Source organism: Flavobacterium sp. UBA6135 (genome assembly GCF_002428305.1).
Lineage (GTDB): Bacteria > Bacteroidota > Bacteroidia > Flavobacteriales > Flavobacteriaceae > Flavobacterium.
Map to the genome: position 1 here is coordinate 99,042 of NZ_DIVJ01000010.1, position 22,315 is coordinate 121,356.

Annotated in this window: 24 protein-coding genes; 10 read left to right on the top strand and 14 right to left on the bottom strand. The window is 34.7% G+C overall.

Annotated elements, in window-relative coordinates:
• Positions 1–5 precede the first annotated feature (5 nt).
• Positions 6–866, bottom strand: a complete 861-nt coding sequence (locus tag B3L86_RS02800) for an MBL fold metallo-hydrolase (RefSeq protein ID WP_291114823.1) — start codon at positions 864–866, stop codon at positions 6–8.
• A 170-nt stretch (positions 867–1,036) separates the two neighbouring features.
• On the opposite strand from B3L86_RS02800, the gene B3L86_RS02805 reads away from it, so the two are divergent.
• From B3L86_RS02805 to sufD, 4 genes are all read left to right on the top strand, one after another.
• A complete protein-coding gene (locus B3L86_RS02805) occupies positions 1,037–1,366 on the top strand; it encodes a HesB/IscA family protein (protein ID WP_291114825.1) in 330 nt (109 codons plus the stop codon).
• A 61-nt stretch (positions 1,367–1,427) separates the two neighbouring features.
• A complete protein-coding gene (sufB, locus tag B3L86_RS02810; protein WP_291114827.1) occupies positions 1,428–2,876 on the top strand; it encodes a Fe-S cluster assembly protein SufB in 1,449 nt (482 codons plus the stop codon).
• 47 nt (positions 2,877–2,923) lie between these two features.
• The gene (sufC, locus tag B3L86_RS02815; protein WP_291114829.1) at positions 2,924–3,673 is read left to right on the top strand and encodes a Fe-S cluster assembly ATPase SufC; all 750 of its coding nucleotides are present in this window, start codon (positions 2,924–2,926) and stop codon (positions 3,671–3,673) included.
• Position 3,674: 1 nt separating this feature from the next.
• Entirely contained in the window at positions 3,675–4,991 is a 1,317-nt protein-coding gene (gene sufD / locus B3L86_RS02820) for a Fe-S cluster assembly protein SufD (protein WP_291114831.1), read from the top strand.
• Positions 4,992–5,238: 247 nt separating this feature from the next.
• On the opposite strand, the gene B3L86_RS02825 is transcribed toward sufD, so the two are convergent.
• From B3L86_RS02825 to B3L86_RS02840, 4 genes are read right to left on the bottom strand one after another with little or no spacing between them, the layout of a single operon-like run.
• A complete protein-coding gene (locus B3L86_RS02825) occupies positions 5,239–5,619 on the bottom strand; it encodes a hypothetical protein (protein ID WP_291114833.1) in 381 nt (126 codons plus the stop codon).
• Between the two features lie 3 nt (positions 5,620–5,622).
• Complete coding sequence (locus B3L86_RS02830) at positions 5,623–7,143, bottom strand: PIN domain-containing protein (protein ID WP_291114835.1); 1,521 nt, start codon at positions 7,141–7,143, stop codon at positions 5,623–5,625.
• Positions 7,143–7,661 carry an ATP-binding protein gene (locus tag B3L86_RS02835; protein WP_291114837.1) on the bottom strand — a complete coding sequence of 173 codons (519 nt, stop codon included), beginning with the start codon at positions 7,659–7,661 and terminating at the stop codon, positions 7,143–7,145. Before B3L86_RS02835 ends, B3L86_RS02830 begins: the two co-directional genes overlap by 1 nt.
• A gap of 57 nt (positions 7,662–7,718) precedes the next feature.
• Complete coding sequence (locus B3L86_RS02840) at positions 7,719–9,065, bottom strand: serine hydrolase domain-containing protein (protein ID WP_291114838.1); 1,347 nt, start codon at positions 9,063–9,065, stop codon at positions 7,719–7,721.
• A 157-nt stretch (positions 9,066–9,222) separates the two neighbouring features.
• On the opposite strand from B3L86_RS02840, the gene B3L86_RS02845 reads away from it, so the two are divergent.
• The 6 genes from B3L86_RS02845 (at position 9,223) to B3L86_RS02870 (ending at position 13,242) form a co-directional block, all read left to right on the top strand.
• Positions 9,223–10,437, top strand: a complete 1,215-nt coding sequence (locus B3L86_RS02845; RefSeq protein ID WP_291114840.1) for an aminotransferase class V-fold PLP-dependent enzyme — start codon at positions 9,223–9,225, stop codon at positions 10,435–10,437.
• Positions 10,438–10,447: 10 nt separating this feature from the next.
• Positions 10,448–10,879 carry a hypothetical protein gene (locus B3L86_RS02850; protein ID WP_291114842.1) on the top strand — a complete coding sequence of 144 codons (432 nt, stop codon included), beginning with the start codon at positions 10,448–10,450 and terminating at the stop codon, positions 10,877–10,879.
• Complete coding sequence (locus B3L86_RS02855; protein ID WP_291114844.1) at positions 10,879–11,298, top strand: SufE family protein; 420 nt, start codon at positions 10,879–10,881, stop codon at positions 11,296–11,298. Before B3L86_RS02850 ends, B3L86_RS02855 begins: the two co-directional genes overlap by 1 nt.
• 59 nt (positions 11,299–11,357) lie before the next feature.
• Positions 11,358–11,681: an SUF system Fe-S cluster assembly protein gene (locus B3L86_RS02860; RefSeq protein ID WP_291114846.1), complete on the top strand. Its 324-nt coding sequence runs from the start codon at positions 11,358–11,360 to the stop codon at positions 11,679–11,681.
• 56 nt (positions 11,682–11,737) lie between these two features.
• Positions 11,738–12,244, top strand: a complete 507-nt coding sequence (locus B3L86_RS02865) for a DUF2480 family protein (protein ID WP_291115088.1) — start codon at positions 11,738–11,740, stop codon at positions 12,242–12,244.
• A gap of 89 nt (positions 12,245–12,333) precedes the next feature.
• Entirely contained in the window at positions 12,334–13,242 is a 909-nt protein-coding gene (locus B3L86_RS02870) for a DUF3078 domain-containing protein (protein WP_291114848.1), read from the top strand.
• Positions 13,243–13,294: 52 nt separating this feature from the next.
• Here B3L86_RS02870 and B3L86_RS02875 read toward each other — a convergent pair whose 3' ends face one another.
• The 9 genes from B3L86_RS02875 to B3L86_RS02915 form a co-directional block, all read right to left on the bottom strand.
• Positions 13,295–13,954: a CoA transferase subunit B gene (locus tag B3L86_RS02875; protein WP_188361469.1), complete on the bottom strand. Its 660-nt coding sequence runs from the start codon at positions 13,952–13,954 to the stop codon at positions 13,295–13,297.
• A 91-nt stretch (positions 13,955–14,045) separates the two neighbouring features.
• Entirely contained in the window at positions 14,046–14,744 is a 699-nt protein-coding gene (locus B3L86_RS02880; RefSeq protein WP_291114851.1) for a CoA transferase subunit A, read from the bottom strand.
• A gap of 84 nt (positions 14,745–14,828) precedes the next feature.
• Positions 14,829–17,108 (bottom strand): penicillin-binding protein 1A, encoded by a 2,280-nt coding sequence (locus tag B3L86_RS02885; protein WP_291114853.1) that lies wholly within the window; start codon positions 17,106–17,108, stop codon positions 14,829–14,831.
• A 2-nt stretch (positions 17,109–17,110) separates the two neighbouring features.
• Positions 17,111–17,596 carry a gliding motility lipoprotein GldH gene (locus tag B3L86_RS02890; RefSeq protein WP_291114855.1) on the bottom strand — a complete coding sequence of 162 codons (486 nt, stop codon included), beginning with the start codon at positions 17,594–17,596 and terminating at the stop codon, positions 17,111–17,113.
• Positions 17,580–18,743: a PSP1 domain-containing protein gene (locus B3L86_RS02895; RefSeq protein ID WP_291114857.1), complete on the bottom strand. Its 1,164-nt coding sequence runs from the start codon at positions 18,741–18,743 to the stop codon at positions 17,580–17,582. The genes B3L86_RS02890 and B3L86_RS02895 overlap by 17 nt, the downstream gene beginning before the upstream one ends.
• Before the next feature lie 128 nt (positions 18,744–18,871).
• Positions 18,872–19,102: a ferredoxin gene (locus tag B3L86_RS02900; RefSeq protein ID WP_291114859.1), complete on the bottom strand. Its 231-nt coding sequence runs from the start codon at positions 19,100–19,102 to the stop codon at positions 18,872–18,874.
• Positions 19,102–20,343, bottom strand: coding sequence for a peptidase U32 family protein (locus B3L86_RS02905; RefSeq protein ID WP_291114861.1), 1,242 nt, complete (start codon positions 20,341–20,343; stop codon positions 19,102–19,104). Before B3L86_RS02905 ends, B3L86_RS02900 begins: the two co-directional genes overlap by 1 nt.
• A 2-nt stretch (positions 20,344–20,345) precedes the next feature.
• Positions 20,346–21,713: a rhodanese-related sulfurtransferase gene (locus B3L86_RS02910; protein ID WP_291114863.1), complete on the bottom strand. Its 1,368-nt coding sequence runs from the start codon at positions 21,711–21,713 to the stop codon at positions 20,346–20,348.
• Between the two features lie 147 nt (positions 21,714–21,860).
• On the bottom strand, positions 21,861–22,271 hold the full coding sequence (locus tag B3L86_RS02915; RefSeq protein ID WP_188361462.1) for a BrxA/BrxB family bacilliredoxin: 411 nt from the start codon (positions 22,269–22,271) through the stop codon (positions 21,861–21,863).
• Positions 22,272–22,315: the final 44 nt, after the last annotated feature.

Genomic DNA, 22,315 nt, shown 5'->3' on the forward strand with positions numbered 1-22,315 from the left:
TAACACTACCTTAAGACATCTTCACAACGGAAAACTTCTTTCAAACGAACACCTTTTTCAGTTTTTTCAACCGTGATAATTTCGTTGTGAGCATCGTGTTCTAAAAATAAATAGTAGTTGTTTTCGGCAGCGGAATTCATGAATTTCGCTTTTTCATCTAAGGTTAAAAGCGGTCTGGTGTCATAACCCATCACATACGGAATTGGGATATGTCCGGCTGTAGCCAATAAATCCGCACAAAAAATAATGGTTTTATCCTGGTATTGGATGTGTGGAAGCATTTGTTTTTCTGTATGACCATCCGCATAAAAAATGCCAAAATTCAGTTCTTCCGAAAAGCCGAAATCAGCATTTGGTCTTTTAATAAAATTCAACTGACCACTTTCCTGCATCGGAATGATATTTTCATGTAAAAATGAAGCTTTTTCTCGCGAATTAGGTTTGGTAGCCCATTCCCAATGATTTTCATTTGTCCAAAATTTAGCATTTTTGAAAGCCACTTCATAACCGGTTTTATCCTTATTCCAATTTACGCTTCCACCGCAATGATCAAAATGAAGGTGCGTCATAAAAACATCCGTTACATCATCCCGATGAAAACCATATTTTGCAAATGATTTATCTAAAGAATGTTCGCCCCAAAGCGAATAATAACCAAAAAATTTATCCGATTGTTTGTTGCCCATTCCAGTGTCAATTAAAGTCAGTCGATTTCCTTCTTCAATCAATAAACAACGTGCAGCAATGTCGATGAGGTTGTTTTCATCTGCCGGATTTGTTCGGTTCCAAATGGTTTTGGGTACTACGCCAAACATGGCTCCGCCGTCGAGTTTAAAGTTTCCGGCTTCAATAGGGTATAGTTTCATTTTTGTATTTGATAATTTAATGTTTCGCAAATTACTAAAAACTTACCTTTTTAAGTCGGAATTATAACTATTTTCTATCCATCCATTCGTTATAAAAATGTTAGAAATTGTTTTACTTTTCTTGATTTGGTGTATATTTGCCCTTTATTTAGACAAAATCAAAATAGCAAATGATAAAAGTTTCAGATATAGCTAAAAAGAAAATCATCGATTTGATGCAAGATGATGGTTTTGATGCTACCCGAGATTACGTTCGAGTAGGCGTAAAAAGCGGCGGTTGTTCCGGTTTGTCTTATGATTTAAAATTTGACAAAGAAATCGGAGAAAATGATAAAGTGTTCGAAGATAATAATATACGGGTAGCAGTTGAAAAGAAAAGTTTTCTCTATTTAGCCGGAACAATTTTAGAATTTTCAGGAGGTCTTAACGGAAAAGGATTTGTTTTCAACAACCCAAATGCAAATAGAACGTGTGGTTGTGGTGAAAGTTTTTCACTTTAAAAATTAAATTATTTTCAACCCTGACAGAGTTGAAAACTCTGTCAGGGTTAATATAAAAAAAATGGCAAAATATACCGAAGACGACTTAAAAGTCGAATTAGAAACTAAAGAATACGAATACGGATTTTATACCGAATTAGACTCGGAAACATTTCCTATAGGTTTAAACGAAGACATTGTCCGTGCGATTTCTATGAAAAAAGATGAACCGCAATGGATGACCGATTGGCGTTTGGAAGCTTTTCGTGCGTGGCAGGAAATGATCGAACCGGATTGGGCAAATGTTCATTATGAAAAACCGGATTTTCAAGCGATTTCCTATTATTCTGCTCCAAAAAAAGCCGATCCCAATAAAACGTTAGATGATGTTGATCCGGAATTGTTAGCGATGTATAAAAAGCTGGGAATTTCGATTGATGAACAAAAGAAAATGAACAATGTGGCGATGGATATTGTAGTGGATTCGGTTTCAGTAGCAACAACTTTCAAAAAGACTTTGGCTGAAAAAGGAATCATTTTCATGAGTATTTCTGAAGCTATCAAAGAACATCCTGACTTAGTTCAGAAATATTTAGGGACGGTTGTTCCGCAACGAGATAATTTTTATGCAGCTTTGAATTCCGCTGTTTTTTCGGATGGAAGTTTTTGTTACATTCCTAAAGGAGTTAAATGTCCGATGGAATTATCAACATATTTCCGAATCAATCAAGCCGGAACAGGTCAGTTTGAACGAACGTTATTAATTGCTGATGAAGGCAGTTATGTTTCCTATTTAGAAGGTTGTACCGCTCCAAGTCGTGACGAAAATCAATTGCACGCCGCTGTGGTAGAATTAATTGCGATGGATGATGCTGAAATAAAATATTCAACCGTTCAAAACTGGTATCCCGGAAATAAAGAAGGAAAAGGTGGTGTTTTTAATTTTGTTACTAAAAGAGGTTTGTGTGAGAAAAACGCAAAAATTTCTTGGACACAAGTGGAAACCGGTTCGGCCATTACATGGAAATATCCATCAGTAATTTTAAAAGGAAATAACTCAATTGGCGAATTTTATTCAATAGCCGTAACCAATAATCACCAACAAGCCGACACCGGAACGAAGATGATTCACTTGGGAAAAAACACTAAATCAACCATCATTTCCAAAGGAATTTCTGCTGGAAAATCACAAAACAGTTATCGCGGTTTGGTTCGAATTAGTGCCAATGCAGATAACGCCAGAAACTTTTCGCAATGTGATTCGCTTTTGATGGGAAATAATTGTGGAGCACACACTTTTCCGTATATCGAAAGTAAAAATACATCTGCCAAAATCGAACACGAAGCAACGACTTCCAAAATTGGAGAGGACCAAGTTTTTTATTGCAACCAACGTGGCATTCCAACTGAAAAAGCGATTGCTTTAATTGTGAATGGTTTCAGCAAAGAAGTATTGAATAAATTGCCGATGGAATTTGCAGTAGAAGCTCAGAAATTGTTGGAGATTTCACTAGAAGGCTCTGTTGGATAAACAAAACTTAATGAATCTTAATACCTTAATGGTTTAAAAAAATAAAAATGTTAAGCATAAAAAATTTACACGCTTCCATTGAAGACAAAGAAATATTAAAAGGTATCAACCTTGAAATTAAAGCCGGAGAAGTACATGCCATTATGGGTCCAAACGGATCTGGAAAAAGCACACTTTCTGCTGTAATTGCCGGAAATGAAAATTACGAAGTAACTGAAGGCTCTGTTGAATTATTAGGCGAAGATTTAGCCGATTTAGCTCCAGAAGAACGTGCTCACAAAGGCATTTTCTTATCATTTCAATATCCTGTGGAAATTCCTGGTGTTTCGGTAACGAATTTCATGAAAACAGCCATCAACGAACACAGAAAAGCCAACGGAAAAGAAGATATGCCGGCCAACGAAATGTTGAAACTAATTCGTGAAAAATCAGAATTATTAGAAATTGACCGTAAGTTTTTATCCCGTTCATTAAACGAAGGTTTTTCGGGTGGAGAAAAAAAACGTAACGAAATTTTTCAAATGGCGATGTTGGAACCCAAATTAGCCATCTTAGATGAAACAGATTCAGGATTAGATATTGATGCTTTGCGAATTGTAGCAAATGGCGTGAATAAATTGAAAAGCAGTGAAAATGCTGTTTTAGTAATCACACACTACCAACGTTTATTAGATTATATAGTTCCTGATTTTGTACACGTTTTGATGGACGGAAAAATCGTAAAATCCGGAGGAAAAGAATTGGCGTTGGAGTTGGAAGAAAGAGGTTACGATTGGATAAAAAGTGAATTGGTTTAATATGGAACTAAAAGAAAAACTCATATCATCCTTTATGGCTTTCGAAGAAAAAGTTGATGTAACTGCACAGTTGCATGATATCCGAACTTCTGCCATCAAAAACTTTGAAAACAAAGGCTTCCCAACCAAAAAAGAAGAAGCTTGGAAATATACATCGTTAAATACTGTATTAAAAAACGACTTTTCTGTTTTCCCAAAAAGAGAAAACTCGATTGAATTTAAAGACGTAAAGAAATTTTTTCTACACGAAATTGACACGTACAAATTAGTGTTTATCGATGGAAAATTCAGTTCGTTTATGTCGTCAACAACGCATGAAGGAATTGATGTTTGCTTACTTTCATCTGTGTTGACAAAGCCAAAATATAAAATGGTTTTGGACACGTATTTCAACCAAATCGCCAGTAAAGACGAAAGTTTAACGACTTTAAATACAGCTTTTGCTCAGGAAGGAGCGTTCATCAACATCCCGAAAAGTAAAGTGGCTGATAAACCAATTGAAATCATTCATTTTTCTACAGGAGTCGAAAGTGCATTAATGGTTCAACCGCGTAATTTGATTATCGTGGGCGAAAATGCTCACGTGCAAATCATCGAACGCCACCAAAGTTTGAATAGTAATCCGGTGCTGACTAATTCAGTAACCGAAATTTTTGCTCAAAAAAGAGCGATTGTCGATTACTATAAAATCCAAAACGACGAACAAACAGCTAATTTGATTGACAATACGTATATTTCTCAAAAACAAGAGAGTAGAGTTGCGGTGCATACGTTTTCGTTTGGTGGAAACATCACCCGAAACAACCTGAATTTCTACCATTTTGGCGAACGAATCGATTCAACTTTAAAAGGAATTACGATTATTGGCGACAAGCAACATGTGGATCATTACACGTTAGTGAACCACGCGACACCCAATTGCGAAAGCCATCAAAACTATAAAACTATTTTAGGCGGAAGTTCAACCGGCGTTTTCAACGGAAAGATTTTCGTAGAAAAAGAAGCCCAAAAAACCGATGCTTTTCAGCAAAACAACAACATTTTGTTAAGCGACAAAGCCACCATCAACGCCAAACCGCAATTGGAAATTTTTGCCGATGACGTCAAATGTTCACACGGCTGCACCATTGGTCAGTTAGACGAAAGTGCGATGTTCTATATGCAGCAACGCGGTATTCCACAAAGAGAAGCCAAAGCGTTATTGCTATATGCGTTTTCTAACGAAGTTATTGAAAGCATCAAAATCCCTGAACTCAAACAACGCATCACGAAGATTATTGCGATGAAACTGGGTGTGAATTTGGGTTTTGATCTATAGGATTTACCCTCATTTTTGTCATTCCGACGAAGGAGAAATCTCAAACCTTCTCCTCAATCTTGTCATTCCGACGAAGGAGGAATCTCATAAAGTTTTATCTAGTTTATAGAAGCGAATAGTTCGGGCATTTTAGCAAACCATTTTCCCGCTTTTCGTTGCAATAAAAAAGTTCCGAAAAAACTCGGAACTTTTTTATTTCCACTTCAATCGTGGCTAGAGGATTGACTGTATTGAACTTCAGGAAAATTTATTCTTTTGAATTCCAGTAAGAAAATGATTGAGGCGGAGTTAAATTATAATCTGCCTTTAAACATTTTGGGTTTTCAAATCTTTTTTTATTCTTAATCTGAATTGCAAAACCATTTTTTCTGTCAGCAAAATATTCATAAAAGTAATCTTCTGTTATACCTGAGTGTTCTTTAGTTTTATCCCAAAGAGTTTCTAAGTCAAAATTGAAAATTTCTCCAATTTCAAATTCTCCAATTACTTTTTGCACAGGTGAAGAAGCATAAACTAAAACCGAAGTAACATTTTGGTTTTTGAAAATAGCTTTTCTGAATTCAAATTTTTTTGTCCCATCAAAAATCTTATTTGCAAATTGGGGCTTTATTGATAGTACTACTTTCATATTTTATAATTTATAGGCAAATTTAATCAAAACATTAAACTGTTCATTCGTTATTTTAATAAATCCTCTCGGCATATTTAATATATCTGGAATTATACCCAATCTATTTAAATCATCAAGAGTTGGTTTTGGTGTTGGTAACGAATGAGCATATAAAAAATTTACAACAAATGGTCTGTTCTTTGGGTTTTTGTCCCACCAATTTGTTTTTAAATCTTCTTTTGAAATCATAGTTCTTCTTTTACAAGCATTAAAAAAATCTTCAAAGGAGCTAAAGTTATTTTGTACATTTTCTACAATACAAATTGTTGTAACAGTACTGGAATATTTTTTTGGAGATGTTTCACCCATTCGATAAATTATCAAAAGATCCCCGGATTTTAAATTTCTATCTTGAGAATGCGATATATATACTTTACCAATTCTATTTCTATGCGGCTCATTTTCAGTATATTTCTGAATATCTTCTCTAGTATTTATACTATCTGGAAAAAGCTCGGTATGATATTGAGCCTCAATTTTAATAATATATTTATCCGTTTTTCTTGATAAAAAAGGAAATGTAAGTTTTGGATTCTCTAAATTAACGGCGGTTTCTCTACTAAAAGGTCTAATATAAACTTTTTCTTCTCCGTTTTTTGTTGTTTTTAATCCATAATAAATAAATCCCCATTCTTCTAACATTTCTACTAACTGCTCTTGTTCAGGTCTTTTCGTAAAAAGTGTAACATATATTTCTTTGACTTTAAATTGGATCGCATTATCAAAAATTGTTTTTAAAAACCTTTCTCCAATTTTATATCCATTTCCAGTGACCTTTAAAGTTCCTATTTTCAATCTTTTTTTTGGTTGAAAAACAGGATTTATATTAGAGTAGTTTTCATTTTCGTTTTCAATTTTGACAAAAAGAAAAGCTGTCAAATTTCCATCGCTATAACACACATAACAGGGCTCTTCGGATTTACCGTTAAACCAATTGTCGAATTCTTCATAGTCTGATCTGAAACTATCAAAAAACTCGTCTTTAATATTTACTTCAGCAAAATCAACTTTTTTAACTGCAAGAACTTTGTAATTAACTAAATCAGGGTTTTCCGAAATTACTTTTTCTAAAAAACTTTGAATTTTAAAAACCCGATCACCTATTCCAAGTAAATTCGCTTTAGTGTGAATTTTTTTATCTTCAGAGATTAAAATATCAACTCTACCTTCATAAACTTCGTTTAGTATCTGTGAATCAATAATATCGTTATCATTTCCATCTACTTGAGATATAACTTCTAACATTTTTTCGCTAAAAGGAGCTTGATGCTTTAGTAAATTATAACTTTCAATTTTAATGCTCATTGTGTCGAGAGCATTTTTATCTTTATACTTTTCTAATTCTTTAACAGTTAATGGATGAATATATTTGGAGTATTTAAGGTTATCAATCCATTTGAAAAGTTGACCAATTTCAGGCTTATAAATTTTATTCGCTTCTCGGTGAATAATAATGTTGGTGTCGAGTAAAATTTTCATCATTAAATAATGTTTAAAAGGCTTTTATAATTACTATTCCATATTTCAATATATGGAACAGAATATTTGTTTGAAAGATACTTTGCATACTCAATTTCCATTTCTTGCAATTCATTTAAGATTTTAGAATCATATTTTCTTTTATCTCTTTTTTCCAATCTTTCTACAACTTTTTCAACATCATCAATTACGATTGCAACAATTCTTGGATTAATATAGTCAAATGTTTCCTCTTCAATTTTACTAGGAATTCCTTTTGAATTCAACAAACAAAAATGTCCATCAAGTAAATATTGTTTATCTTTTTCAATAAGATTTTTTAAGCCTAAAATCAATCTTTCTTGCGTCGTAGAAATATTATCAACTAATTTATTATCAGATTTACTAATTTCATTCCATTTTAAAACTTGACTTGCTGTAAGATGGATTAGTCCAGATTCGTTTGAAATTTTTTTACAAATTGTACCTTTTCCGACTCCGTGAATTCCTCCAATAAAAACAATATTTTTGTTAAAAACCATAAAACTGAATAAATAAATTATGGTAAAATTAAGAAAAAACTCATTAATATAAGAAATTTACTTTTTTAAACTTGAAATTATTTCCCTCATCATTCCATTAAAATCAAAATCCTCATCTTCCGTCAATCCAAAACGAACAATAACCATTTCTTTACTCGGAATAATGATTACTTTTTGCCCTTGAAACCCACCACAGAAATACATATCTTTTGACACATCAGGATATTTTCCACCGGCATTTAACCAAAAATGACCACCATATTCTCCTTTGGAAGTGGGTGTTGGAGTAGCGACGTATTTTGCCCAACTTTTATCAAAAATTTGCTTGCCATTCCAATTGCCTTCGTGCAAATAAAGTAAGCCAAATTTTGCCCAATCACGAGCTGTTGCCCATCCATAAGAAGAACCAACGTAATTTCCCGCCATATCAGGTTCAATCAACATCGAATGCATACCTATTTTATCAATTAAAGACGAATACCAAAAATCTAAATACTCTTGATGATTTTGAAATTGTCTTCGTAAAATACCTGACAGCAAATTTGTGGTTCCTGAAGAATAATTCCAATGTGTATTCGGTGCAAAAGCGGCCGGTTTTTCCAATTGCACCTTTGGCATATCATCTGCTAAAAACAACATTTTCGTGACATCCGATATCTTTCCATAATCTTCTTCCCATTCTAAACCGGAATTCATTTGAATTAAATTATGCAATGTAATTTTTGAACGTTCATCATTTGCCCATTCTTTCACCGGAGCAGGTTTATTAATGTCAATTTTACCTTGTTGTTGCAAAATTCCAAAATAAGTCGCCGTAATACTTTTTGTCATTGACCAACCTAAAAATTTAGTGTTTTTAGAAAAACCGTCTTCATATTTTTCGGCGATAATTTGGTCTTTATAAATCACTAAAAGAGCTCTTGTTCGCTTAATTTTTTCACCATTTTTATCAAATGCATCAGCAACAGCCAAATTGAGTTTTTCGTAATTTACTTCCGGAAAAAGGGTGTCTTTTTGTTCAAGATTTCCATACGGAAAAGGTAAATTCGTTTCGGTTTTTGTTCGATTCGGAACCAAATACGGTTTTGTTTCATCAAAATCATCGGTTACCAAGGTGGCACCTAAACCTTCGCGGTAAATAGCTTTTCGTTTTTTTAGCCCATAAACAGATGCTGTAGCAAATTTCGAGTCTTTATTCGTTTCAATTTTAGCCAATCGAACCAAATCAATATCATTATCACCTTGTTGAATTGCTTCTAAAGGGCGGTTATCAATAAAAATTCCGGAAGCCACGCTTTTAGCCGCAAAACCTGAGAGAATGTCCAATTTTGGATAAGTGGTAAAACCAACAAAGAGTAGTACTACCAGAAGGAGTAAACCGAAATACTTGAGAAACTTTTTCATTTTAAAATTATTTCTTGCAATTTATAAAAATATACAAAAGAAAAGAGAAATGATTTTGATAATTAAGACTATCACAATTCATAAAAATTCGTGAATTGGTGGCAAATAAGCAATCATTTTTACTACTTTTGTATTTAGAATTTTTCTAAATAAAGAAATGTTAGATATCCAAAAAATCAGAAACGATTTTCCTATATTTTACCAAAAAGTAAATGGAAAACCACTCGTTTATTTCGATAATGCCGCTACTTCGCAAAAGCCGACTCAAGTCATTGAAGCGGAAGCGAATTACTATAAAGAAATTAATGCCAACATTCATCGTGGTGTCCACACTTTGAGTCAGTTGGCAACCGATGCATATGAAGCTTCGCGTTTGAAAATTCAACAGCACATCAACGCAAAATTTAGTCACGAAGTGCTTTTTACTTCCGGAACAACTCACGGAATTAATTTGGTTGCAAATGGTTTTGCAAGTTTTCTTAAACTAGACGATGAGGTAATGGTTTCTGCTTTAGAACACCACAGCAACATCGTTCCGTGGCAAATGTTATGCGAAAAAACGGGGGCGAAATTGGTAGTAATTCCGATGAATGAGAACGGCGAATTAATTCAATCTGATTACGAACGATTACTGTCAGATAAAACAAAAATCGTAACCGTAAATCATATTTCCAATGCGTTGGGTACTATCAATCCAATTAAATGGATGATTGAAAAAGCACACGAGGTTGGAGCAGCTGTTTTAATTGACGGAGCACAAGCAACGCCACATTTAAAACCGGATGTTCAAGATTTGGATTGTGATTTTTATGTGTTTTCAGGACACAAAATCTGCGGACCAACAGGAACAGGAATTTTATATGGAAAAGAAGACTGGTTAAACAAATTGCCTCCCTATCAAGGCGGAGGCGAAATGATTGCCACCGTTTCTTTTGAAAAAACAACCTATGCGGAATTACCTCATAAATTTGAAGCCGGAACACCCAATATTGCAGGAGGTATTGTGCTCGGAACCGCCATTGATTATCTCAATGAAATTGGTTTTGATAACATTGCAGCTTATGAAAACGAATTGTTAGAATACGGAACCAACAGATTGTTAGAAATTGAAGGATTAAAAATTTATGGCACATCCAATCAAAAAACTTCCGTAATTTCGTTTAATATTGATGGCATTCATCCGTATGATGTTGGTACGATAATTGACAAGCTAGGAATAGCGGTTCGCACCGGACATCATTGTGCTCAACCGATTATGGATTTTTACAAAATCCCCGGAACGTTGAGAGCTTCGTTTGCATTTTATAACACAAAAGAAGAAATAGATGTCTTGGTTGAAGCAGTAAAAAAGGCACAAATGATGCTATCATAAAAACCAAAATATGAAAACAATTACATTTATATTTCTATCTCTTTTTATTGCAAAAGGATGTAGCCAGCAACAAAAAGAAGAAATGAAAAACACAAGTATTGAGTACCAAGCGATGTCTCGCGGGTTTTATTTAAATATAGTAATAAAAGACAAAGAACTAGTTGTAGTTAAAGAACGCGATGGTAAACCGGAATTGAGAAAAATATCAAGTTCTGATTGGAATGAACTTTCAGATTTGTTCTTAAAAATAAAACCTGAAGATTTATCAAAATTTAAAGTTCCATCAGAAAACCGATTTGTTGATGCAGCAGCAATAGGAAATTTGAGAGTGATTTATGAAGGTAAATTGTATGAATCAGAGAGCTTTGATCATGGAAATCCACCAAAAGAAATAAAAAACTTAGTAAACAAAATTATTTCAATAGCTAAAATTGAAAGATAATGACCATTGAAGAAATACAACATGAAATAGTTGATGAATTTTCCATGTTTGATGATTGGATGCAACGATATGAATATATCATTGAGCTAGGAAAAACACTTCCAATTATTGATGAAAAATTCAAAACAGAAGAAAATATTATTAAGGGATGCCAATCAAAAGTTTGGGTACATGGTGAAGAAAAGGACGGAAAAATTATTTTCACTGCCGATAGCGATGCCATTTTAACCAAAGGAATAATAGCTGTTTTAATCCGAGTTTTTTCCAACCAAAAACCGGCAGCTATTTTGAATGCAACTACTGATTTTATTGATGAAATTGGTTTGAAAGAACATTTGTCTCCAACACGAGCAAATGGTTTAATTTCAATGATAAAACAGATAAAAATGTATGCTTTAGCTTTTGAAGCGAAGAATTAAAAGAATAGAGACTTATTTAACTTTATGTCTTAGTGGCAAAAAAACTTAGAAGTAAAAAAATGGAAGAATTTAAAGACGAAATAAACCTAGGAGAAGATGTAGTAAAAGTGCTAAAAGCAATTTACGATCCTGAAATCCCAGTCGATATTTATGAACTAGGATTAATCTACGACGTAATGATCAACGAAGATAATGACGTTAAAGTTTTAATGACTTTAACTTCCCCTAATTGTCCCGTTGCAGAAACATTACCAAGAGAAGTTGAAGAGAAGGTAAAATCGCTGGATGCCGTTAAGTCTTGTGAAGTTGAAATTACGTTCGACCCACCTTGGTCGAAGGATTTAATGAGCGAAGAAGCAAAATTAGAATTAGGTATGTTATAAAGCAGTTGTCGGTTGACTATTATCAGACAACCGCCAACGGACAACCGCCAACAGAAATGAACGAAATCATCAACAAAGTAGCCAACTCAACCCTCGAAATTTTCGACTTGGAAGATTATTATCCCACAGGAGTTCGAACACAAATCGATATTGCTCAATGGCTTGAAGAAGGATTTTTGTTAAAAGAGAAAGACTTCCGAGAAGCATTAAAAAATCACGATTGGTCGCAATATCAAAATCATTTTGTAGCTATTCATTGTTCTACGGACGCTATTTTACCTGCTTGGGCGACTATCTTAGTAACAGTTCATCTTCAGCCGTTTGCTCAAAAAATTATTTTAGGTAAGAAAGAGGAAATCGATACTTTGTTATATAGTGAAATTCTCAGTCAAATTGATTATTCTATTTATCAAAACAAACCGGTAATTCTAAAGGGATGTTCCAAAAAACCGGTGCCGGAAACAGCATACGTTTTTGCAATTCAAAAACTTCAAAATGTAGCCAAGAGTGTTATGTTTGGTGAAGCTTGTTCGGCTGTTCCTTTGTATAAAACTTCAAAATAATCAACAAAACCTTAAGACTTTCTCATATTAAAATTGTTAATTTTAGAACAATTGCTAACTTTGTCCTGCAAAATCTTAAAAATAACAAGATGAGAAAAACAGTAATTGCACTTTGTTTGATTTTTGAGCTACAAGTTTCAGCTCAACAAGAAGTTGTAAAAAGTGTTGAAGAAGTTGTAAAAGCTGTCAACGATACGACTCGAACAAAAGGATGGGTTAAAAAGGGAAATATTTCATTTTTGTTCAATCAATCTACATTTGAAAATTGGGTTGCCGGAGGTGAAAACAACATTTCGGGAAATTTGGGGTTGAATTATGATTTCAACTACAAAAGTGATGATTGGTCTTGGGACAATAAGATTATTGCATCTTATGGATTGGTTAAAACCAAAAATTCGGAGTTTGAAAAAAAGACAGATGATCGTTTTGAGTTCAATTCATTAGCAGGAAAAAAAGCCGGTGGATATTGGTATTATTCTGCTTTCTTAAATTTTAGAACACAATTTACAAAAGGTTTTATTTACGGAACAGATGAAAACGGTAAAGAAATTAGAGATGAATATACTAATTTGTTTTCTCCGGCCTATTTAACTTTTGGTCCGGGTATGATGTGGAAAAAAAGGGATGATTTAAAATTTAACTTAGCTCCACTTTCATCAAAAATTACGTTTGTAAATAAAGATTTTACTTTGCCTGAAGCTGCTTATTTTGGAGTTGACGAAGGTAAAAGTATGCGATATGAATTAGGATTTTATGCCGCAGGATATTATAAATTCAAATTATTTGACAATGTTTCAGCAGAAAACATTTTGAGTTTGTATTCAAACTATTTGGAAGACCCACAAAATGTTGATGTTGATTATCAATTAAACATTGTGATGACCATTAACAAATTTTTGTCAACCAACTTGTCATTTCAAACCATTTATGATGACAACGCATTTAGAGGCCTTCAAACAAGACAAGTTCTTGGGGTTGGCATCAATTACGGATTTTAATACATAACAACTATATGAGCAAAAAACCACGCAAATCGCGTGGTTTTTTTTATTAATCTAAAATCATTTCAGGAATGTCTCCTTCAATAATAAGTGTTCCTTCGGTTGCCTTTTTAATTTCTTCAACACTAACGCCTGGAGCTCGTTCTAAAAGTTTAAATCCTTTTGGTGTTACTTCTAAAACAGCTAATTCCGTTACCACTTTTTTAACGCAACCTACTCCGGTTAGCGGGAGCGTGCATTTTTTCAAAACTTTAGATTCTCCGGCTTTGTTTACATGCATCATGGCTACAATGATATTTTCGGCAGAAGCAACTAAATCCATAGCTCCTCCCATTCCTTTTACCATTTTTCCGGGAATTTTCCAGTTGGCAATATCACCGTTTTCAGAAACTTCCATAGCTCCTAAAATAGTTAAATCTACTTTTTGACTGCGAATCATTCCGAAACTGAAAGCAGAATCAAAAAAAGAGGCTCCAGGAAGCGTTGTAATGGTTTGTTTTCCGGCATTTATAATATCGGCATCTTCTTCGCCTTCAAAGGGAAACGGACCCATGCCTAGTACGCCGTTTTCACTTTGAAATTCAACAGAAATATCGTTTCGAACAAAATTAGCAACTAATGTCGGAATGCCAATTCCTAAATTTACGTAGTAACCGTCTTTTACTTCTTTTGCAATGCGTTTTGCAATTTGGTTTTTATCTAAAGCCATGTTTTAAGGTGTCAATGAGTTAATGTGTCGATGTGTCAATTTGGGAAAGTGTCAATTAATTGTCTAATTGGCAAATTGTCCCATTGCCACATTATCTTTGTCTAACAGTTCTTTGTTCAATTCTTTTTTCAAAATTATTTCCTTGAAAAATTCGGTTTACCATAATTCCGGGAATATGAATTTGATTAGGGTCTAATGTTCCGGCTGGAACTAATTCTTCCACCTCGGCAATTGTTATTTTTGCAGCACCTGCCATACATGCATTGAAATTTCGTGCTGTTCCTTTGAAAATTAAATTTCCGGCTTCATCGCCTTTCCAGGCTTTTACAATGGCAAAATCTGCGTTGAAAGCTTTTTCCATGACATACATTTTTCCATTAAACTCTCTGGTTTCTTTGCCTTCAGCTACTTCAGTTCCAAATCCTGCCGGAGTAAAAAAGGCCGGAATTCCGTGTTGAGCAGCTCTGCATTTTTCGGCTAAAGTTCCTTGAGGCGTTAGTTCCACATCCAATTCTCCGGAAAGCATCTGACGTTCAAATTCAGCATTTTCTCCTACATAAGAAGAAATCATTTTCTTGATTTGTTTTTTTTGTAGTAAGAGTCCCAAACCAAAATCATCAACACCTGCATTGTTTGAAATGCAAGTTAGGTTGGAAACACCCAATTTAACTAAGTGTGCAATACTGTTTTCGGGAATGCCACATAGCCCGAAACCGCCAAGCATAATGGTCATATTATTGGTAATTCCTTGAAGAGCTTCTTCTACAGAATTTACTTTTCGTGTAATCATATGTTTGTTTGTTTTTTTGGATTCTAAAGGTATAAAAAAACGGGCTTTTTGCAAAGTCCGTTTTCTACTGTTTTGATATCTATTTTAAAAATTAAATTCATTGACGTCCTGGTCAAAATCTAAGGTGTCTTTTGATGCTTTCCAACAATCTACCTTAACGGTTAAATCTTTTGGACGCTCAAAAGGTTCTTTAGAAACAGAAAGCTTCGGGTCTTTATAACATTTATCCATATAAATTCCCCAAATAGGCAAAGCCATTGTTGCACCTTGACCCATTGCAGTGGTGTTAAAACGTGCGGAGCGATCCTCGCAACCTACCCAAACTCCGGTGCATAAATTAGGCACAAACCCCATGAACCATCCGTCAGAGTTGTTTTGAGTTGTCCCTGTTTTTCCGGCAATAGGATTGTCGAATTTGTAATCATACGATCTAAATCCGGCTCTTCCTGCTCTTAAACGGGTTCCGGTTCCGTCTTCCGTTACACCTTCTAATAATTTCACAACAGCATAAGCAATATCTTGGTTTAAGACATCGTGTGATTCAGGAACCGTTTGAAAAATAACGTTTCCGTTTTTGTCTTCAATTCTAGAAATGATTTGTGGTTTTATATAAATTCCGTTGTTGGCAAATGTACTGAAAGCGGCGACCATATCGTGAACTGTAATTTCTACAGCTCCTAAACAAATTGAAACTTGAGCAGGAATTTCAGATGATACACCAAGTCTTTGCGTTAAATCGATTACTGCCCTTGGGCCGGTTCTATCAATTAGCTTGGCAGAAATTGTATTTATCGAATTAGCCAAAGCTCTTTTCAAATTAATCATACCACGATATTTGTGATCAGAGTTTTTTGGAGTCCAATCAGCACTTACACCGTGTCTTCCTCTAGGAATTGTGAATGGAGAATCAATAATTGAATCACATGGCGACATGTTCAACTGTTCAATGGCTGTTGCATAAACAAACGGTTTGAAGGTTGAGCCAACTTGACGAGCCCCTTGACCGGCGTGGTCATATTGAAAATGTTTGTAATTGATTCCGCCAACCCATGCTTTAACATGTCCGGTTTGAGGTTCCATTGAAATCATTCCACTTCTTAAAAAATGCTTATAATAACGAATAGAATCTCTTGGAGTCATAATGGTATCACGCTCTCCTTTCCAAGTAAAAACAGTCATTTCTGTTTTAATATCAAACGATTTTAAAATTTCTTCTTCGCTGATATCTTGAAGTTTCATTAGTCGCCAACGTTCCGAATTTTTAATTGCTCGTAACATTAGTTTGTCTGTTTCTTCTTGATTAATTTTATAAAAAGGAGCGTTTTTGTTATTTTTTTGAGATTTAAAAAATTCAACTTGCAGGTTTTTAATGTGCTCATCCACCGCTTCTTCGGCGTATTTTTGCATTCTGGAATCAATCGTTGTATAAATTTTTAAACCATCACTATAGATATTATAATCAGAACCATCAGGCTTTTTATTTTCTTTTACCCACTTTCTCATATAATCTCTGAGGTATTCCCTAAAATAGGTAGCAATTCCTTCTTTATGACTTTCAGGGTTAAAATCCAATTTAATAGGTAGTTTTTCTAATTGTTCTTTGGCTTCTTTTTCTAAATAACCATTTTTCACCATCTGGCCTAAAACCGTATTCCTTCTATTAAAAACCAATTCTTTTCTTCGTTCTCTTGTAGGATTATAGAGCGAAGGATTTTTTAGCATTCCAACTAAAAGAGCACTTTCTTCAATAGTTAAATCACGAGGTTCTTTTCCAAAATATACTTTTGCAGCAGATCGAATTCCAACGGCTGTATTGACAAAATCGGCACGATTTAAATACATCGCAATAATTTCGTTTTTAGTATATTGACGTTCTAATTTGGTTGCAATAATCCATTCTTTTACTTTTTGAGTAACTGCTACAATAATATTTCTTGAACGTTCACCATGAAATAAAAGTTTGGCTAATTGTTGTGTAATAGTACTTGCTCCACCGCTTGAACCTAGTTTAAAAACGGCTCTCATGGTTCCTCTAGCGTCTATTCCGGAATGGTTGTAAAAGCGTTCATCTTCAGTGGCAACTAACGCATCAACTAAATGTTGAGGTAAATCTTCATAGGAAATAGGAGTTCTGTTTTCGCGATAAAATTTACCTATGGTAACTCCATCTGATGAAATTACTTCAGTAGCTAGATTGGAATCTGGATTTTCTAATTCATCAAATGATGGCATCGAACCAAAAACACCCAAAGAGGCTAAGAAGAAAAACAGAAAAATACCACCTAGTCCATAAGCAAAAAATTTCCAAAACTTTTTGGTGTATGTTGAAAAATCAGCAGTTCCTACATTCTTTTTTTGAGCCATAATTATTCAGTTAATTCAATTCTAAAGCCAACATCCAAAATTCCTTCTAAGGTTTCTACGCCATTTATTTTTCCGGAGTTTCTAACAGCGTGTTGTATTCTAACAGTATAGTTTCCTGGTTTTTTGAACTGGTACTTTTCTTTGTAATACAGTTTATTTTCTTTGGTATCAGAAAAACCGGAACCTAATAAAGTTCCGTCAGGATTTGCCATTATATATTCTAAAGTATCCACCACAGTTTTTTGATTCGGGTCTTCCAATTCAACAATTAAAAACAAATTGCTATACGGATAGTTTTTATTATTTCTTAAATTCAAAAAAAGATTATGCAACGCTACTGTGTCTTTTTGTTCAAAAGAAAATGTAATGATACTGTCTTTATGCCATTTCTTTCCAACGGAGTCATAGCGATCAAAAACACGTTTTTTATCACAAGATGCTACCAGAATAAATAGTAATATTAAAGCAAAACTACTTTTTAGATTCATTTGAATTTGGCTTTATTCTTCTGTTGTTGTTTCTGCTTTTCTTTTTCTTTGGTTGATCAAAACGAGTTAAACTCTCTTGTCCCATAGCATTGTTGAAATCTTGTTTAGGCTCCGCCACAATTTCCAAAGCAAAATCTTCTAAAGAAGAGATTCTTCTTCGTTGTTTGTTTTCAGCCACAATTTCCTTTACTTGATCAATGTGAATCACATGCCAGTTGGCAATATTATCAGCGTAAGCAAACCACATTAGCCCCTTAAAAATATCTTGTTTTTGACAATAAGCAACACCTCTTTCGGTCTCAATTTTAGTGTCAAAATCGGGAAAACCTTTTAAAGCATCCATATAAGTATCCAACTCATAATTTAAACAACATTTTAACTTTCCGCATTGTCCGGCAAGTTTTTGCGGATTTAATGAAAGCTGTTGGTATCGAGCAGCAGAGGTATTTACACTTCTAAAATCGGTCAACCAAGTGGAGCAACATAATTCTCTTCCACATGAACCGATTCCGCCTAAACGAGCCGCTTCCTGACGGAAACCTACTTGTTTCATCTCGATTCGGGTTTTGAAAGATTGGGCATATTCTTTAATCAATTGACGAAAATCTACGCGGTCTTCTGCGGTATAATAAAAAGTAGCTTTTGAACCATCTCCTTGAAATTCAATATCAGAAATTTTCATTTGCAATTGCAAACGAATCGCAATTTCTCGAGCGGTTACCTTCATAGGTTCTTCTTTTGCTCGGGCGTCTGACCAAATGTCAATATCTTTTTGAGACGCTTTTCGGTAGATTTTGGTAATTTCTGGACTAGTAGGATTCACGCCTTTTTTCTTCATTTGAACCTTAACCAATTCTCCGGTTAGGGTAACAATTCCGATATCATGTCCCGGTGAAGCTTCAGTTGCCACAATATCACCAATAGAAAGTGACAATTTTTCGGGATTGCGGTAAAATTCTTTTCTTCCGTTTTTAAAACGCACTTCAACACAATCAAACGGTTCTTGACCGCTTGGCAAACTCATATTGGAAAGCCAATCGAAAACCGTTAATTTGTTGCAGCTATCGGTGCCGCAAGTCCCTTTATTTTGACATCCTTTGGGAGCTCCTCCATCTTTACTCCCGGTAGAACAGTTTGTACAAGCCATAATTTATATATATATTGGTCATCTCGTTATTAATAACAAGACTACTGACATTAAACGTTAAGTGTGTAAAGATAGTATTTTTTTGGTTGATGTTTCAACACCATATTTATTTCAAATTAGAAATAATTTTATATTTCTTTTACCGAAATAATATGTACCGGACAAGCTTTTTGAGCCGCTTCACAAGCTTCTACAATCGTATGATTGGGCGACTTTAAAGTGTGAAAACCTTTGGTATTTACGGATTTCAACAAAACTGATTTTCCATCTTTTTTTGACATTTGAAATTGTGCCGGAGCCATTTCTACACAATAATTACACCCAATGCATTTGTCGCGTTGCAAAGTTATGACTACCATTATTGCTCCACAATTTTATATAATTTATCCGAATTTCTCACTCTAAAAGGTAATTTCAGGGTGCAGCTATCCCCTTTGGATGCTTTTTCTAAACGGTTATCGTTTACCAACATTTCATTGATTACGAGTTCCTGAACTCCGGTAGTTGGTCCGGTTATCATGATTTTATCACCAATTTTGATGTCGTAAGCTTCAATTTTAAATTCGGCGATATTCGTTTTCGGAAAAAAGTGAACGCCTTTACCCACATATACTTTTTTCTGTGTTGCATTTGAGCCCGGATTGGCACTCCATTCACCTAATTTTTGTCCCAAATAATAACCCGACCAAAAACCTCGATTATAAACGGTACTCAAATCTTCCATCCATTGATTGATTTTTTCTTTGGTAAAAGTTCCGTTGTAAAAGGAATCAATCGCTTCACGATAGGTTTTGGTAACCATTACCACATATTCGGGAGCTCTTCCTCTTCCTTCTAATTTCAAAACTTTAATTCCCGAATCAATAACTTGATCTAAAAAATCCAACGTACACAAATCTTTGGGAGACATCATATATTCGTTATCAATTTCAATTTCAAATCCGGATTCTTGATCAATTACGGTATATTTTTTTCGGCAATTTTGTTTGCAAGCTCCCCTGTTGGCAGATGAATTGTGTGAATGCAAACTCAAATAACATTTTCCAGAAACAGCCATGCACAAAGCCCCGTGTCCAAAGATTTCGATTTCTACTAAATTACCACTCGGGCCTTTGATTTGTTCTTTTTCAATTTGTTCTGTGATTTTTTTCACTTGACGCAAACTCAATTCACGCGACAGCACAATGGTATCTGCAAACAAGCTGTAAAATTTGACAGTTTCAACATTTGTCACATTCAGTTGGGTAGAAATATGCACTTCCATCCCAATAGCTCTAGCCGAAGCAATCACGGCTTGGTCTGAAGCAATCACAGCTGTAATTCCGGCATCTTTGGCTTTGCTAACCAATGTTTTTACAACGTATAAATCGTGGTCGTAAATAATGGTATTTAGCGTTAAATAAGTTCTAACCTTTTGGGCTTTACAACGTTTAGCAATTTCGGGTAAATCTTCCAAAGTAAAATTGATGGTTGCCCGAGCTCGCATATTCAATTGTTCTACGCCAAAATATACCGAATCGGCACCGTTATCTAATGCGGCTTGCAACGATTCAAAATTTCCGGCCGGAGCCATGAGTTCTATTTTTCCTGATGGAGTCATGACTAGCCAATAATCTTAAACAATTTATCTGATAATCGAATGCGAAAAGGAACCGCAAACGTTAATTTATCTCCCGTTTTGGCAACCGTTCCCTCTTGTCCATTGACAAACATTTTTTCTAAAACCAGTTCTTGATTTCCAGTGGTTGGTCCGAAAATTAAAATTTTATCCCCTGATTTTACCTCTTGGTTTTCAATTAAAAACAAACCAACACTAGCTTTGGTATAATAATGTTCGGCTTTGCCCACTAATATTTTTTTGCGTTTGATACGTTCACGAATAGGTTTCGGTTTTTCTGTTTCATCTGCAACGGCCAATGACACATCGCTCAATTCGCCGGAATGTTTGAATTTTAGAGCAGGTGATTTTCCTTTTTTGAAAATCATGTTTCCTTTTTGAATGCCTTTTCTCAATTTGACTTGCTCGGCTAATGGTAAATGAATGATTTCCTGACATTCAGAGGAACAACAATTATCCATTTTTTCTTTGCATTCATCACATTGAATGAATAACAAATGACAACCATCGTTCACACAATTGGTATGATTGTCACATGGTTTTCCGCATTGGTGACATTGCGAAATGATATCGTTTGTGATGCGTTCGCCCAAACGATGATCGAACACAAAGTTTTTACCAATGAATTTGCTTTCCAATCCTTCTTGCTCAATTTGACGGGCATATTCAATGATGCCGCCTTCTAATTGATAGACGTTTTTGAAACCTTTATGCTTGAAATAGGCACTTGCTTTTTCGCATCGAATTCCGCCTGTGCAATACATCAACAGATTTTTATCTTCTTTAAGGTCTTTTAATTGTTCTTCAATAATGGGAAGTGACTCTCTAAACGTGTCCACATCCGGGGTAATGGCTCCTTTAAAATGACCTATTTCACTTTCGTAGTGATTTCTAAAATCAACAACAATGGTGTTTGGGTCTTCTAAAAATTGGTTGAATTCCTTCGCTTTTAAGTGAATTCCTTTGTTGGTTACATCAAAAGAGGAATCATCTAAGCCATCGGCTACAATTTTATGACGTACTTTTATCGTCAATTTTAAAAAGGAATGATCGTCTTGTTCACGAGCCACATTCAATCGGATGCCACGCATAAAATCATAAACATCTAACGTGTCTTTGAATTGATAAAAGTAATCTGCCGGCAATGAAAGTTGGGCGTTAATTCCTTCGTGAGCCACATAAATTCTTCCCAAGACATCCAATGGATTCCAGGCTAAGAACAAATCATCTCTAAATTTTTTTGGGTCTTCAATTTTGGCATAGGCATAAAAAGACAACGTAAGTCGTTGTTTGCCGGCTTGATCAATAAGCTCGGCTCTTTCTTCTGCCCTCATCGTGTTATACAGTTGCATGCTATAAACGTTTTTGGGTTAATACAATAAGATGAATTCTAAATGGAAGAATTCGATGCAAAGATAGTATATGTTTAGAAATCTAAAATAAAAAACCCTTTCAAAATTATTTATCTGAAAGGGTTTGTATTGTAAAAAAGTTACTGTTTAACAAAACTCGTTATACGCATCTTTTAAATTCTCTGCAATCATTTCCGCAGGACGACCTTCAATGTGATGGCGTTCTAACATGTGGACTAATTCACCATCTTTAAATAAAGCCATACTTGGTGACGAAGGTGGAAAAGGAAACATATGTTGTCTCGCTGCATCAACAGCATCTTTGTCAACACCGGCAAAAACTGTTACTAATTGGTCTGGTTTTTTAGCTCCGTCTAAACTCATTTTTGCTCCCGGTCTTGCATTTCTGGCAGCACAACCGCAAACAGAATTCACAACTACCAACGTTGTTCCTTTTTGTGAAATTGCATTTTCTACTGCTTCTGCACTATATAATTCTTGAAAACCTACTTCCGATAATTCGGCTCTCATTGGTTTTACCATTTCTTCTGGATACATATTTTTTTTATTAGATTGTTAGACTTTTGGATTGTTCGATTCTC

Bases quoted from the DNA above. Each gene is read 5' to 3' on its own strand.
- B3L86_RS02800 (WP_291114823.1), bottom strand. From the start codon at position 866: ATGAAACTATACCCTATTGAAGCCGGAAACTTTAAACTCGACGGCGGA.
- B3L86_RS02805 (WP_291114825.1), top strand. From the start codon at position 1,037: ATGATAAAAGTTTCAGATATAGCTAAAAAGAAAATCATCGATTTGATG.
- sufB (WP_291114827.1), top strand. From the start codon at position 1,428: ATGGCAAAATATACCGAAGACGACTTAAAAGTCGAATTAGAAACTAAA.
- sufC (WP_291114829.1), top strand. From the start codon at position 2,924: ATGTTAAGCATAAAAAATTTACACGCTTCCATTGAAGACAAAGAAATA.
- sufD (WP_291114831.1), top strand. From the start codon at position 3,675: ATGGAACTAAAAGAAAAACTCATATCATCCTTTATGGCTTTCGAAGAA.
- B3L86_RS02825 (WP_291114833.1), bottom strand. From the start codon at position 5,619: ATGAAAGTAGTACTATCAATAAAGCCCCAATTTGCAAATAAGATTTTT.
- B3L86_RS02830 (WP_291114835.1), bottom strand. From the start codon at position 7,143: ATGATGAAAATTTTACTCGACACCAACATTATTATTCACCGAGAAGCG.
- B3L86_RS02835 (WP_291114837.1), bottom strand. From the start codon at position 7,661: ATGGTTTTTAACAAAAATATTGTTTTTATTGGAGGAATTCACGGAGTC.
- B3L86_RS02840 (WP_291114838.1), bottom strand. From the start codon at position 9,065: ATGAAAAAGTTTCTCAAGTATTTCGGTTTACTCCTTCTGGTAGTACTA.
- B3L86_RS02845 (WP_291114840.1), top strand. From the start codon at position 9,223: ATGTTAGATATCCAAAAAATCAGAAACGATTTTCCTATATTTTACCAA.
- B3L86_RS02850 (WP_291114842.1), top strand. From the start codon at position 10,448: ATGAAAACAATTACATTTATATTTCTATCTCTTTTTATTGCAAAAGGA.
- B3L86_RS02855 (WP_291114844.1), top strand. From the start codon at position 10,879: ATGACCATTGAAGAAATACAACATGAAATAGTTGATGAATTTTCCATG.
- B3L86_RS02860 (WP_291114846.1), top strand. From the start codon at position 11,358: ATGGAAGAATTTAAAGACGAAATAAACCTAGGAGAAGATGTAGTAAAA.
- B3L86_RS02865 (WP_291115088.1), top strand. From the start codon at position 11,738: ATGAACGAAATCATCAACAAAGTAGCCAACTCAACCCTCGAAATTTTC.
- B3L86_RS02870 (WP_291114848.1), top strand. From the start codon at position 12,334: ATGAGAAAAACAGTAATTGCACTTTGTTTGATTTTTGAGCTACAAGTT.
- B3L86_RS02875 (WP_188361469.1), bottom strand. From the start codon at position 13,954: ATGGCTTTAGATAAAAACCAAATTGCAAAACGCATTGCAAAAGAAGTA.
- B3L86_RS02880 (WP_291114851.1), bottom strand. From the start codon at position 14,744: ATGATTACACGAAAAGTAAATTCTGTAGAAGAAGCTCTTCAAGGAATT.
- B3L86_RS02885 (WP_291114853.1), bottom strand. From the start codon at position 17,108: ATGGCTCAAAAAAAGAATGTAGGAACTGCTGATTTTTCAACATACACC.
- B3L86_RS02890 (WP_291114855.1), bottom strand. From the start codon at position 17,596: ATGAATCTAAAAAGTAGTTTTGCTTTAATATTACTATTTATTCTGGTA.
- B3L86_RS02895 (WP_291114857.1), bottom strand. From the start codon at position 18,743: ATGGCTTGTACAAACTGTTCTACCGGGAGTAAAGATGGAGGAGCTCCC.
- B3L86_RS02900 (WP_291114859.1), bottom strand. From the start codon at position 19,102: ATGGTAGTCATAACTTTGCAACGCGACAAATGCATTGGGTGTAATTAT.
- B3L86_RS02905 (WP_291114861.1), bottom strand. From the start codon at position 20,343: ATGACTCCATCAGGAAAAATAGAACTCATGGCTCCGGCCGGAAATTTT.
- B3L86_RS02910 (WP_291114863.1), bottom strand. From the start codon at position 21,713: ATGCAACTGTATAACACGATGAGGGCAGAAGAAAGAGCCGAGCTTATT.
- B3L86_RS02915 (WP_188361462.1), bottom strand. From the start codon at position 22,271: ATGTATCCAGAAGAAATGGTAAAACCAATGAGAGCCGAATTATCGGAA.